This window comes from Streptomyces sp. NBC_00162 (genome assembly GCF_024611995.1).
GTDB lineage: Bacteria > Actinomycetota > Actinomycetes > Streptomycetales > Streptomycetaceae > Streptomyces.
In genome coordinates this window covers 4,684,247-4,697,797 of sequence record NZ_CP102509.1, presented here as the reverse complement: position 1 = coordinate 4,697,797, position 13,551 = coordinate 4,684,247, and the positions used below count along the sequence as shown (strand labels likewise).

Annotated in this window: 10 protein-coding genes; 1 reads left to right on the top strand and 9 read right to left on the bottom strand. The window is 70.6% G+C overall.

The features are described 5' to 3' along the window. The first annotated feature begins 123 nt into the window (after positions 1-123). Complete coding sequence (locus tag JIW86_RS21925) at positions 124-1,407, top strand: adenylosuccinate synthase (RefSeq protein ID WP_215143263.1); 1,284 nt, start codon at positions 124-126, stop codon at positions 1,405-1,407. Between the two features lie 68 nt (positions 1,408-1,475). Here JIW86_RS21925 and JIW86_RS21920 read toward each other — a convergent pair whose 3' ends face one another. The 9 genes from JIW86_RS21920 to fbaA all read right to left on the bottom strand — a co-directional run bounded on the left by JIW86_RS21920 (position 1,476) and on the right by fbaA (position 13,370). Beyond that, positions 1,476-3,185 (bottom strand): PKD domain-containing protein, encoded by a 1,710-nt coding sequence (locus JIW86_RS21920; RefSeq protein WP_257555565.1) that lies wholly within the window; start codon positions 3,183-3,185, stop codon positions 1,476-1,478. Positions 3,186-3,233: 48 nt separating this feature from the next. Further along, complete coding sequence (locus tag JIW86_RS21915; protein ID WP_257555564.1) at positions 3,234-4,817, bottom strand: hypothetical protein; 1,584 nt, start codon at positions 4,815-4,817, stop codon at positions 3,234-3,236. 167 nt (positions 4,818-4,984) lie between these two features. Further along, on the bottom strand, positions 4,985-6,667 hold the full coding sequence (locus tag JIW86_RS21910; protein WP_257555563.1) for a hypothetical protein: 1,683 nt from the start codon (positions 6,665-6,667) through the stop codon (positions 4,985-4,987). Between the two features lie 114 nt (positions 6,668-6,781). Then, complete coding sequence (locus tag JIW86_RS21905; RefSeq protein ID WP_257555562.1) at positions 6,782-8,341, bottom strand: PKD domain-containing protein; 1,560 nt, start codon at positions 8,339-8,341, stop codon at positions 6,782-6,784. 199 nt (positions 8,342-8,540) lie between these two features. Beyond that, positions 8,541-9,419 (bottom strand): alpha/beta hydrolase family protein, encoded by an 879-nt coding sequence (locus JIW86_RS21900; RefSeq protein ID WP_257555561.1) that lies wholly within the window; start codon positions 9,417-9,419, stop codon positions 8,541-8,543. A gap of 171 nt (positions 9,420-9,590) precedes the next feature. After that, positions 9,591-10,784, bottom strand: a complete 1,194-nt coding sequence (gene kynU / locus JIW86_RS21895) for a kynureninase (protein ID WP_257555560.1) — start codon at positions 10,782-10,784, stop codon at positions 9,591-9,593. Positions 10,785-10,788: 4 nt separating this feature from the next. Continuing rightward, on the bottom strand, positions 10,789-11,634 hold the full coding sequence (locus JIW86_RS21890; protein WP_257555559.1) for a tryptophan 2,3-dioxygenase family protein: 846 nt from the start codon (positions 11,632-11,634) through the stop codon (positions 10,789-10,791). Between the two features lie 149 nt (positions 11,635-11,783). Continuing rightward, positions 11,784-12,197, bottom strand: a complete 414-nt coding sequence (locus tag JIW86_RS21885; protein WP_215143248.1) for a DUF3151 domain-containing protein — start codon at positions 12,195-12,197, stop codon at positions 11,784-11,786. A gap of 141 nt (positions 12,198-12,338) precedes the next feature. Further along, positions 12,339-13,370, bottom strand: coding sequence for a class II fructose-bisphosphate aldolase (fbaA, locus tag JIW86_RS21880; RefSeq protein ID WP_257555558.1), 1,032 nt, complete (start codon positions 13,368-13,370; stop codon positions 12,339-12,341). Positions 13,371-13,551 lie beyond the last annotated feature (181 nt).

Below are 13,551 nucleotides of genomic sequence, written 5' to 3'. Positions count from 1 at the left end.
TTGCGCTATTGCGCCAGGGCCTTCGTCTATTCCGGGGTACCGGTCCGACGGCTCAGCCTGCGGTGTACATCGTCGTACGCCCCCTGACCTTGGACATGCCCCATCCGGAAGAGGTGTACGCCTGTGCCCGCTCTTGTGCTGCTCGGAGCTCAGTGGGGTGACGAGGGCAAGGGAAAGGCCACCGACCTGCTCGGTGGATCCGTTGACTATGTAGTGCGCTACCAGGGTGGCAACAACGCCGGCCACACGGTTGTCGTAGGCGACCAGAAGTACGCACTGCACCTTCTCCCTTCCGGCATCCTCTCCCCCGGATGCACCCCGGTCATCGGTAACGGTGTCGTCGTCGACCCGGCCGTCCTGCTCTCCGAGCTGCGCGGCCTGAACGAGCGCGGCATCGACACCTCCAAGCTGCTCATCAGCGGCAACGCGCATCTGATCACGCCGTACAACGTCACCCTCGACAAGGTCGGCGAGCGCTTCCTCGGCAAGCGCAAGATCGGTACGACCGGCCGCGGCATCGGTCCGACCTACGCGGACAAGATCAACCGCATCGGCATCCGCGTCCAGGACCTCTACGACGAGTCGATCCTCACCCAGAAGGTCGAAGCGGCCCTCGAGGGCAAGAACCAGCTCCTCGCGAAGCTCTACAACCGCCGCGCGATCGAGGCCGGCGCGATCGTAGAGGAGATGCTCCAGTACGCGGACCAGATCAAGGGCTACGTCGCCGACACCACCCTGATCCTCAACAACGCGCTGGACCAGGACAAGGTCGTGCTCTTCGAGGGCGGCCAGGGCACCCTGCTCGACGTCGACCACGGCACGTACCCCTTCGTCACCTCCTCGAACCCGACCGCGGGCGGCGCCTGCACCGGTACGGGTGTCGGCCCGACGAAGATCAGCCGCGTGATCGGCATCCTGAAGGCGTACACGACCCGCGTCGGCGCCGGCCCGTTCCCGACCGAGCTGTTCGACCAGGACGGCGAGGACCTGCGCCGCATCGGCGGCGAGCGCGGCGTGACCACCGGCCGTGACCGCCGCTGCGGCTGGTTCGACGCGCCGATCGCGCGCTACGCCACCCGCGTGAACGGTCTGACCGACTTCTTCCTGACCAAGCTGGACGTGCTGACCGGCTGGGAGCAGATCCCGGTGTGCGTCGCGTACGAGATCGACGGCAAGCGCGTCGAGGAGCTCCCGTACTCGCAGACGGACTTCCACCACGCGAAGCCGATCTACGAATACCTCCCCGGCTGGTCGGAGGACATCACCAAGGCGAAGACCTTCGAGGACCTTCCGGCGAACGCCCAGGCGTACGTCAAGGCCCTCGAGGAGATGTCGGGCGCCCCGATCTCCGCGATCGGCGTCGGCCCGGGCCGCACCGAGACGATCGAGATCAACTCGTTCCTCTAAGCAGTACCCCCCGATGGGGCGGCAGGCGCACCCGCGCCCGCCGCCCCATCCCCGTGTCCGCCGGTGGATCAGTTCTTCTCGTAGAAGCCGAACATGTCGACGACGAGGTCGATGTCGTCCCAGCCCTGGTTCCAGAAATCGATGACGCTGCCCTTGCCCGCGCTCGCCTGGGCGAGGTTCGGGACGGTCGAGCCCGCCGTCCAGTTGAGCGTGGACGAGACGGGCCGCTCGGGCCAGCCCGCGGTGCCGTTCTCGTACAGGTCCCAGGTGTTCGGGTCCGGCGAGACCGACAGGAAGCCGTCTCCGCGGGTCGTGGTGACCGTGGCGTTCAGCACGTAGCCCTCGATACCGGGGTAACCGGTGAAGATCGGCAGGGGAACGTAGCCGCGGGCCGGCAGCGGACCGTAGGCCCAGCTGCGGGTGTCGAGGAGCCGGTTCGGGACGAGCGGCATGAAGGCCGCCTTGCTGTCGGGGCTGTAGTAGCCGACGACGTCGACCACCACGTCGGTCGGGGCCCAGCCGCCGTTGCGGATGCTGATCCTGCCGTCGGACCCGATCGGCACGATCACCGAGTTGGCGACCGTCTGACCGGCCGAGAAGTTCACGCTGGACGTCGACGGCGCCGCCTGCCCGCTCGGGAAGGCGGTCAGGTGCCCGGCGTCCCTCGGGTTGGTGACGGTCATGTTCAGGGCCACCGCGGTGGCGCCCTTCGGAACGCCCCGGCGGTCGGCGATGTCCAGTCCGAACGTGCCGTAGCCGGGGACCTGGCCCTTGATCGTGCCGAGGCCCTCACGCGTGTCGGCGAAACGGACCGGAGCCAGCGAGGTGTAGCCGCTGGACTCCGTCCGGCCGAAGTAGCCGGTGACGTCCGCGATCAGGTCGACCGATCCGGCACCGCTGTTGACCAGGTGCACATAGCCCTCGTGGACCGGCACGATCACCAGGTTGGGGACGGTCTGGCCGGCCACGTAGTTCACGTTCGACGTGGTGGGCGGGAAGAAGTCCTTGCCTGGCTGGACCGCGACGTACCCGGCGGAGGTGGCGTTGGTGACCGTGACGTTGATCGCCACGGCGGTGACGCCGGCCGGGATCTTGCCAACGCCGCCGATCTTCAAGGCGGTCATTCCGTACGGCCCGACCTTGGCCTTCGCCGCGCCGGTCCCGTCCCGGGTGTCCAGCAGCCGGGTGGGGGCGTGGGGCGTGAAGTCGGAGCCCGCCGTGACGATCTCGGTCTTGTTCACGGCCGAGACCTTGTTCGTCGCGTCCCACACGGACACCGTGACGGTGTAGGTGCCGACCTCGGCGTAGCTGTGGCTGTTGGTCAGCACGGTCGAGCCGGAGGCGGTGACCCGGTCCGCGGTCCCGTCGCCCCAGGCGATGCTGATGTCGAGCGAGGCGTCGGCGCTCGTGACGGTCGACTCCAGGTCGAGTCCGTGCGCGGTCTGGCTCGATCCGGCCAGCGCGACGGCGAGGCCCGGATTTCCTTCGGCGGCCTGTGCCTGAGCCTGCGCCCCTGCCTCCGCCCCAGCCCCGACGGCCTTGTTCTGGCCGCCCGACGGCGCCGTACGGAGCGTACGGACCGTACGGTCGGCAGGGCTCGCGAAGGTCAGGGCGGCGGCAGCCCGGGCCTTGTCCAGGTCCACGCCCGGAGCGGCCTTCCCGTGGCCCGCGGGCGCGGGACCCGCCGGAGCGGGACCCGTCGCCTGGGCGGTGCCCGGGATCAGGCCGAAACCCGCCGCCACGAGGGCGGCGGAGACTACGAGTCGGCGATTGCGCACCGGTCCCCCATGTTTCTGTCGATGCTCGATCAGGTTCGGAAGCTGGTTCTACTTGGTGTCGTAGTAGCCGAGGCAGTCGACGATCACGTCGACCGGCTCCCAGCCCTGGTTCCAGAAGTCGATGACGTCTCCCTTGCCCCCGGACGTCTGGACCAGGTTCGGGACGGTCGCACCCGCCGTCCAGTTCAGCGAGGAGGAGCCCGGCCGCTCCGGCCTGACCTGGAGGCCCTTCTGGTAGTCGGTCCACGTGTTCGGGTCCGGGGCGACCGACAGGTGGCCCGCACCGCGCGTGTTGGTGACCGTGGCGTTCAGCACCCAGGCCGTGACGGGCTCGGCCGAATCGCCCATGAGCGGCAGGAGGAGGTACTCACGCGCCGGCACCGGCCCGGCGGTGCGGTACCAGGCGTCCTGGCGGGTGTCGATGAACCGGAACGGCTCGTCCGCCGGCCGGAAGGCGGCAGCGCTGTCGGGGCTGTAGTAACCGACGACGTCGATCACCACGTCCGCGGGCTTCCAACTGCCGTTGCGGATGGCGATCTTCCCGTCAGCGCCGACCGGCACGATCACCGAGTTGGCGACCGTCTGGCCGGCCGAGAAGTTCACGCTGGACGTGGACGGCGCCGTCTGCCCGCTGGGGTAGGCGGTCAGGTGACCGGCCTCCTGCGGATTGGTGGCCGTCAGGTTCAGCGCCACGGCGGTGGCACCCTTCGGGACGCCGTTGCGCCCCGCGATCTCGACGCCGAACGTGCCGTATCCGGCGACCTGGCCCTTGGCCGTGCCCAGGCCCTGGCGGGTGTCGACGGCGCGGACCGGGGTCAGCGGGGCGTAGCCGTCGGCCGCGGAGTGGGTGAAGTAGCCGGTGACGTCAGCGATCAGATCGACCGGCGCCCAGCCGCCGTTGACCATGTGTACGTAGCCGTCGACGACCGGCACGATCACCATGTTCGGGACGGTCTGGCCCGCGACGTAGTTGAGGTTGGACGTCTTGGGCGGGAGGTAGTCCTTGCCGGGCTGGACCGCGATGTGGCCCGCGTCCGTGGCGTTGGTGACGGTGACGTTGAGGGCCACGGCGGCGACGTCGGCGGGGATCTTGGCGCTGCCGCCCACCTTCAGGGCCACCATGCCCTTCGCACCGACCTTGGCCTTCGCCGCGCCGACGCCCTCGCGGGTGTCCAGCAGCCGGGTGGGCGCGTGCGCGGTGAACTCGCTGCCCGCCGTGACGAACTTGACCTCGTTCACGGCCGTGACGTTGTTCGTCGTGTCCTTCACCGTGACCTTGACCGGGTACGTGCCGACCTCGGCGTACATGTGGGTCTTGCTCTGCACGTCGGCACCGGACGCGGCGTAGGTGTCCGTGGCCCCGTCGCCCCAGGCGATGGTGACGTCGAGCGCGGCAGTCGCGCTCTTGACGTTGTTGACCAGCAGGATCTCGTGCGCGGAGTTGTTGTAGGCGTGCAGCTCGATCGCGAGGTCCGGGTTGCCCGCCGCGTCCGCCTGGGACGTGACGACCGTACGGTCCGCGGCACTGCGGACCGGCTCAGCCTTGCCCTGCACCCCGGCCTTGCCCAGAGTCCCTGCGGACGCGGCCACGCCGTGCCCTGCGGGTGCCACCGGACCTGCTGCCTGGGCCATGCCCGGGATCAGACCGATACCCGCCGCCACGAGGGCAGCGGAAACTACGAGTCGGCGATTGCGCACCGGCCCCCCATTTTTCTGTTCAGGTGCGTATGTGTGTCGGAGGTAGAACAGCGCCCCGGGTCCGGCCTCGACGGCCGGTCCCGGGGCGCTGGTGCGTGCAGCTACTTGGTCTCGTAGTAGCCGAAGATGTCGACGATCAGGTCCGTGGGCTCCCAGCCCTGGTTCCAGAAGTCGACGACGCCGACGGAGCCGGCGCTCGCCTGGACCAGGTTCGGGACGGTCTTGCCCGCCGTCCAGTTGAGGGTCGAGGCTCCGGGCCGCGCGACCGGGACCGCGGTGCCGTTGTTGTAGTCGTCGATCCGGTTCACGTCCGGGGCAACCGAGAGGAAGCCGGCGCCCTGGGTGTTGGTGACCGTGGTGTTCAGCACGTAGCCGGCGATGCCGGGCTCGTCGCCGGAGATCTCCAGGGCGTAGTACTGGCGGGCCGGCAGCGCCCCGTAGATCGGGCTCTCGGGGTCACGGGTGTCGAGCATCCGGCCCGGCTCCAGCGGCATGTAGGAGCCGTTGCTCGCCAGGCTGTAGTAGCCGACGACGTCGACGATGACGTCGGCCCCGGCCCAGGCGCCGTTGCGGAGGCTGATCTTCCCGTCAGCGCCGACCGGCACGATCACCGAGTTGGCGATGGTCTGGCCGGCGGTGAAGTTCAGGCTGGACGTGGACGGCGCCGACTGACCGCTCGGGAAGACGGTCAGGTGACCGGTCTCCTTCGGGTTCGTGACCGTCACGTTCAGCGCCACGGCGCTGACGCCCTGGGGCACCCCCTGCAGGCCGCTGATCTGCGTGCTGAAGACCGCCTGGCCGGCGACCTGGCCCTTGGCCGTGCCGAGGCCCGTACGGGAGTCGACGAAGCGGGCCGGCGTCATCGACGTGTAGCCGCTGGACGCGGACCGGGTGAAGTAGCCGGTGACGTCGGCGAGCAGGTCGATCGACTCCCAGCCGCCGTTGAACAGCTCGACGTAGCCGTCCTTGCCGACCGGCACGATGACCAGGTTCGGGACGGTCTGACCGGCCTCGAAGTTGACGTTCGAGGTGGTCGGCTGGTCGTGGCCCGAGCCGAAGACGGTGACGTGACCGGCCTGGGTGGCGTTGGTGACGGTCACGTTGAGGACGACGGCGGTGACGCCGTTCGGGATGCCGCCGTTGCCGCCGACCTTCAGGCGGGCCGTGCCGCGCGCGGGGACCTTGCCCTTGGTGGCACCGATGCCGCTACGGGTGTCCAGGAGACGGGTCGGCCCGTACGGGGTGAAGTCCGAGCCCGCGGTCTGGATCGGGAGCGTGTTGACGACCTCGACCTGGTTCGCGGTGTCCGTCACGATGACCTTGACGGTGTACTCGCCGAGCTCCGCGTACGTGTGCCGGTTCTCCAGCGTGGTGGACCCACCGGCGGTGGTCGTGTCCTTCTTGCCGTCGCCCCACTCGATGGTGATGCTGAGCGACGCGGGTGCGCTGATGATCTCGGTGGACAGGGCGAGACCGTGCGCGGTGTCGCTGCCGGCGTTCAGGACCATCGCCAGGTCCGGGTTGCCGGCGACGGCACCCTCGGCCTGGGCGGTGGCGGCGGCCTTGTTCTGGGCCCCCGGCAGGCTCTTGCGGACCGAGCGGTCGGCAGGGCTGCTGAACTTCTTGAAGCTCGACGCCGCGGCCTTGTCCAGGTCGACGCCGGAGGCGGCCACACCGTGCGTGGCCGGCTTGACCGGATCGGCGGCCTGGGCCGTGGCGGGTATGAAACCGATGCCGGCCGCGACGATGGCGGCAGCGGACATGACGAGTCGGCGGTTGCGCACCGAACCCCATTTCTTTTCACGTGCGTGCGGATTGAGGGATACGGCGTCCCGGGAACGGCCGACGGGCCGATGGGCCGGTGGGCCGGTCCCGGGACGCCTCAAAGCACTGCTCGGCTATGAGTTGTCGTAGTAGCCGAAGATGTCGACGACCAGGTCGGCGCGGTCCCAGCCCTGGTTCCAGAAGTCGACGATGCCGTTGTCACCGGCGCTCGCCTGAACCAGGTTGGCAACGGTCTTGCCCGCCGTCCAGTTCAGGGTGGAGGACACCGGACGCTCCGGGGTGACGGCGGTCTTGTCGTAGTAGTCGATGCTGGCGTTGGGGTCCGGTGCGACCGAGAGGAAGCCCGCGCCGTGCGTGTTGGTGACCGTGGTGTTCAGCACCCAGGCCTCCTGCTCCAGCGAGAAGGCCTGCCAGAGGTACCCGCGCGTGGGCCACGGCCCCTTGGACCAGCTCTCGCGCGTGTCGATCTGCCGGACGGGCGTGACCGCCACGTAGGCACCGTTGCTCGCGGTGCTGTACGTGCCGACCAGCTCCACGATGACGTCGGACGGGGCCCAGGCGCCGTTGCGGACGGTGATCTCGCCATCCTTGCCGACCGGCACGATCACCGAGTTGGCGACCGTCTGCCCGGCGGTGAAGTTCACGTTGGACGTGGTCGGCGCCGCCTGCCCGGCCGGGTGGACGGTCAGGTGACCGGCCTCCTGCGGGTTGGTGACCGTCACGTTCAGCGCGACGGCGGTGGCGCCCGGTTCGGCCACCTTGACGGTGAAGGACCCCTGGCCGGCGAGCGGACCGCGCTGCGTGCCGGTCCCGTAGCGGGTGTCGACGACCCGGGCCGGAGCCTGCGGGGCGTACCCGCCGGCTTCGTTCTGGACGAAGTAGCCGGTGACGTCCGCGATCAGATCGACCGGCTCCCAGCCGCCGTTGTACAGCTCGACGTAGCCGTCTGCGCCGACCTTCGCGATCACCAGGTTCGGGACGGTCTGCCCGGCTTCGAAGTTGATGTTCGACGCGGTCGGCCGCGTGGTACCGGAGGCGAAGACGCTGACGTGCCCGCCGCTGGTGGTGTTGGTGGCGGTCACGTTGAGGGCGACGGCGGTGACCCCGGTGGGGATGCCGCCGTTCCCCGCGACCTTCAGCCGGGTCGAGGAGTACGCCTCGGCCTTGCCCTTGACGGCGCCCGTGCCGCTGCGGGTGTCCAGCAGTCGGGTGGGGCCGTACGGGGTGAACTCCGAGCCCAGGGTCTTGACCCGGACCTCCGTGGTGCCCTGCGTCCCGAGTACCGGATCGACGGCAGTGGCCTTGATCGTGTACTCGCCGAGCTGCTTGTAGGTGTGCTTGGTCCGCGTCTCCGAAGAACCGGAGGCGACGATCGTCTCCGTGGTCCCGTCACCCCAGTCGATGGTGGTGTCCAGCGGCGGGGTACCCCTGTTGAGCGAGGTCGTCAGCTCGAAGCCGTACGCCGACGACATCCGGGCGCTCAGAAAGACACTCAGCTGCGCACTGCTGCCGGTGGCGGTGCTGGTGAAGGTCCCGAACCCTGCCGCGGCACCCTCTGCCGGGTCGGCGGCGGGTGCTCCCGCCGCCTGCGCGGCGGGCTTGACCGGATCAGCGGCCTGAGCCGCGCCGGGTATGAAACCGATGCTTGCCGCCACGACGGCGGCAGCGGACATTGCGAGTCGGCGATTGCGCACCGAACCCCCCGTTTTTTAGCTTTTGAACGCGCTCAGCGTGGAGCTCGCGCACAGCCTACATAGCAGCGGGGGTGGGATCACCGGGGGATCGGGCCGGGCGAGGGAATTGGCCCGGCTCTGTCCCGACCTGAACCGATTATCGGTCGGCCCGGTCCGTACCGCTCCGCGTGGCCGGGCCCTACCAGGCCAGCTGCGAGATCTCCTCGGCCACCACCGCGCACGCGTCCGCCGCCGGGTCGATCAGCGGAAAGTGACCGACCCCGTCCAGCAGGGTCAGGCCCACCATCTCCCCCGCCTTCGCCGCGGCCGCCACGTACGACTCCGCCACCGCGGGCGGGACCACGATGTCCTCGCGGCCCTGTACCACCGCAGTCGCGATGCCCGTCGGGAGCAGGGACGCCGGGTCGGCGAACGGCAGCCGGGGCGCGAAGTGCTCCGGGCCGCCCAGCAGCTGCGCGCTCGCGCCACCGCACACGCCCAGTTCCTCCGCCACCGCGAAGTCCGCGATCGGGGCCAGCGCCACCACGCCGCGCAGCAGCGGCGGGGAAGGCAGCCGCCACGGGGAGTCGTACGGCAGCACGTGCCGGGCCGCGCCCCACAGCGCGAGGTGGCCGCCGGCCGAGTGGCCGGTGAGGACCAGGCGGCGGACGTCGGCCTGCGGCAGGGCGGCCGCGGCGAGGCCCGGGAGGGCGTCCAGCGCGGCGGCTACGTCGTCGAAGGTCTCCGGCCAGCGCCCCGCGACCGGGCCCTCCGCCCCCTGCTGCGGCAGGGAACGGCCGCGCCGGTACTCGACGTTGGCGACCGCGAAACCCTGCCGGGCCAGGAAGTCGGCGAACGGGGTCACGTGCTGACGGTCGTACGGGGCCCGCCACGCGCCGCCGTGCAGCAGGGCGACCAGCGGAACCGGGCCCTTGCCCGCGCCGCGCGGGGCGTAGAAGTCGACGACCTGGTCGGGGTGTTCCCCGTACGCGGCGGTCGCGTCCGGCGCGACCGCCGGATGGGAGAAGGCCGAGGCAGCCTCGGCGGCGTCCCGTTCCACTGCGGCGGGGTCCGTCATCGGCTCAACCTCTCGGTAACGCGTGGGACAGCGGGGACAGATGTTCCGGTGGTCCGGCAGAGCGGGACCGTATCAGTCTGGAACGAGCCATTCCGTGCCGGGCCCGGGATGTGCCGGAGCGGGCGGAGCCGTAGCCCCGCCCGCCCGGTGATGTGACGTTTCGCTACGGGGTCACCCGAAAATGTGACCCAGTGTCCGGGCCGCACGCTCCGCGTCGGCGAATCCGACGTAGAGCGGGGTGAAGCCGAAGCGCAGGACGTCGGGGGCCCGGAAGTCCCCGATGACGCCGCGCGCGATGAGCTCGCCCATGACCTCACGGGCGTTCTCGGTGCGCAGCGAGACCTGGCTGCCGCGGTGCGCGTGCTCGGCCGGGGTGACCGACTCGACCCGGCCCTGCGGGACGTACGCCGCCACGCATTCGAGGAAGAAGTCGGTCAGGGCGAGGGACTTGGCGCGCACGGCCTCGACGGACACGCCGTCCCAGACGTCGAGCGCCGCCTCCAGGGCCAGCATGGACAGGATGTCCGGGGTGCCGACACGGCCGCGCCGCGCGCCGTCGGCCGGGGTGAAGTCCGGCGTCATGGCGAAGGGATCGGCGTGGCCGTTCCACCCGGGGAGCGGGGAGTCGAAGGCGGCCTGGTGGCGGTCGGCGATGTAGAGGTACGCCGGGGCGCCGGGGCCGCCGTTGAGGTACTTGTACGTGCAGCCGACCGCGAGGTCGACGGCGTGCGCGTCGAGGCCGACGGGGAGGGCGCCGGCGGAGTGGCACAGGTCCCAGACCGTGACCGCGCCGGCGGCGCGGGCGGCCGCCGTCAACGCCGGAAGGTCGTGGAGCCGGCCGGAGCGGTAGTCGACGTGGTTGAGCAGGACCACGGCGGTGTCCTCGCCGATCGCCTGCGCGGCGGCGGACGGGTCCACCGGGACCACCTCGAGGCCGGTCATCCTGGCCGCCGACGCGGCGATGTAGCCGTCGGTGGGGAAGGTGGCGGCGTCGACCAGCATCTGGGTCCGGCCCGGCTCGGCCAGGCGGGCTGCGCCGACCAGGGCCTTGAACAGGTTGACGCTGGTGGAGTCGCCGACGACCACCTGGCCGGGGGCCGCGCCGATGAGCGGGGCGAGCTTGTCGCCGATCCGCTCGGGGGCGGTCCACCAGTTGCTCTCGTCCCAGGAACGGATGAGGAGCTCGCCCCACTGGCGCTGGACGACGTCGGCGGTGGTCTGCGCGACGGCGGCCGGGAGCGCGCCGAGGCTGTTCCCGTCCAGGTAGACGACACCCTCGGGGAGGGTGAACCGGTCGCGGAGCTTGGCCAGCTCGTCGGCGGTGTCCAGGGCCGTGGCGCGGGCCTGGAGATCAGGTGTCCGCATCGGCTCAGACATGGCTGCGAGCCGTCCAGAGCTCCGGGAAGACGTTCTTCGTGGCGCGCTTCTCCAGCCAGGTCACGCCCGCCGAGCCGCCCGTGCCCGTCTTCGCGCCCATCGCGCGGCGGGTCGCCACCAGGTGGTCGTTGCGCCAGCGCCAGACCAGTTCGGCGACGTCCGTGAGGACCTCGCCGAGGCGGTGCAGGTCCGGGTGCTCGTCCGGGGCGGCGTACAGGGCCGTCCAGACGGCCTCGACCTCGGCCGAAGGCTCGTAGCGCTGCGAGAGGTCGCGGTTCAGGACCGCGGCCGGGACCGGGAGGCCGCGGCGGGCCAGCAGGCGCAGGACCTCGTCGTAGAGGCTGGGCTCGTGCAGGGCCTTCTCCAGCTCCGCGTGGACGCGCGGGGCGCCGCGGTGCGGGACCAGCATGGAGGCGGACTTCTCGCCGAGCAGGAACTCCATCCGGCGGTACATCGCCGACTGGAAACCGGAGCCCTCGCCCAGCGCGGCGCGATAGGCGTTGAACTGGCCCGGAGTGAGCTGGGCGAGCGGGCGCCAGGAGGCGTTGAGGGCCTCGAGTTCGCGGAGGGATCGTTTCAGCGCGTCCATCGCGACCGGGAGGCGGTCCTCGCGCAGAGCCTTTGCGGCGGTTTCCCACTCGTGGACTATGACCGTGAACCACAGCTCCATGACCTGGGTCGTGACCAGGAAGACCATCTCGCCCGGGTCGTCCGAGCGGAGGTGCTGGAGGTGGGTGAGGACGTCCGCCTGGACGTAGTCCTCGTAGGGGGTCGTGCCATCGAAGTCGAGGTTCGGGGTGTCCGAACCGGCTCCGGAGGCATCAAGGGTGTTCGACATCGCTGTCTCCTCGACACGTGCTTCCGGGTAGCGGTCCGCTCCTTCCGTGAGGCAAGTGGAGCCCCGGTCCCCTGCTCGCATCATAGGACGCCGTCGCGCCGGGGCTCTAGCGGGGAGTGTGGCAGGTCACACTCCCCGCCGGGCGGGCCTCAGGCCTGCAGCGCGTCCGCCGCCGTCTGCGAGGAGTCGCGCAGGAAGGTCGAGCAGCGCTCGTACTCCTCCTTCTCGCCGATCGCCTCGGCGGCGCGGGCCAGGGCGTTCAGGGCGCGGAGGAAGCCGCGGTTCGGCTCGTGCTCCCACGGCACGGGGCCGTGGCCCTTCCAGCCGGCGCGGCGCAGGGCGTCGAGGCCGCGGTGGTAGCCCGTACGGGCGTACGCGTACGACTCGACCGTCCGGCCGGCGGCGAAGGCCTCGTCGGCGAGGGTCGCCCAGGCGAGCGAGGAGGTGGGGTGCGCGGCCGCCACCTCGACGGCGGGGGTACCGGACGCCAGGGCCTCACGGCCGGGCTCGTCGGGGAGGTGGGTGGGGGCGGGGCCCCCGAGCAGGTTCTGGTGAATGGACATGCCCCCAGTCTGGGGTATCGCGGGGCGCGACTGCCGGAGGGCGACGGCCGAAGGGCCCGTCCCGCCGTCGTGGGACGGCGGGACGGGCCCTTCGGAGGAACGCGCGTGAACGTCACCGCGCGAACGTAAGCGCGCGGGCGCCTACTTCAGCTTGGTGCCCGTGGAACGCAGGTTCGCGCAGGCCTCGGTGACGCGCGCGGCCATGCCAGCCTCGGCGGCCTTGCCCCAGGTGCGGGGGTCGTACTTGGACTTGGTGCCGACCTCGCCGTCGACCTTCAGCACACCCGCGTAGTTGGTGAACATGTGGTCCACGACGGGGCGGGTGAAGGCGTACTGGGTGTCGGTGTCGAGGTTCATCTTCACGACGCCGTTCTCCAGCGCGGTGGCGATCTCCTCGGCCGAGGAGCCCGAGCCGCCGTGGAAGACGAAGTCGAACGGCTGGTTTCCGGCAGCCTGGCCGAACTTCTCGGCGACGCCCGCCTGGAGGTCCTTGAGGAGCTCGGGACGCAGGACCACGTTGCCCGGCTTGTAGACGCCGTGGACGTTGCCGAAGGAGGCGGCCAGCAGGTAGCGGCCCTTCTCGCCCAGGCCCAGGGCCTCGGCGGTGCGGATCGCGTCGTCGACGGTGGTGTACAGCTCGTCGTTGATCTCGTGGCTGACGCCGTCCTCCTCGCCGCCGGTCGGGGTGATCTCGACCTCGAGGATGATCTTCGCGGCGGCGGCCTTGGCGAGCAGCTCCTGGCCGATGGCCAGGTTGTCGGCCAGGGTCTCGGCGGAGCCGTCCCACATGTGCGACTGGAAGAGCGGGTTCAGACCGCGGGCCACGCGCTCGGCGGAGACCTCCAGGAGCGGACGTACGTAGCCGTCCAGCTTGTCCTTGGGGCAGTGGTCCGTGTGCAGCGCGACCGTGATGTCGTACTTCGCCGCGACGATGTGCGCGAACTCGGCCAGGGCGACCGCGCCGGTGACCATGTCCTTGTTGTGCTGGCCACCCAGGAACTCCGCACCACCGGTGGAGATCTGGATGATGCCGTCGCTCTCGGCCTCCGCGAAGCCGCGCAGCGCAGCGTGCAGGGTCTGGGAGGAGGTCACGTTGATGGCCGGGTAGGCGAACTTGCCTGCCTTCGCCCGGTCGAGCATCTCGTTGTAGACCTCGGGGGTTGCGATGGGCATCTGTCCGCTCCTTGGATGTGCGGGGAGTGTGCTTATTGCGGGCCCTGACCTGGGGGCGACGTCATCGTCGCGCCTATCTTTCCAGACTCCGCGCGACACTCCACCCCGGCCGTCGGCCACTGCGGCCGGAACCCGCCGGGATGTTTCACGTGAAACATCCCGGCGGCCCGAAAAGGAGCAG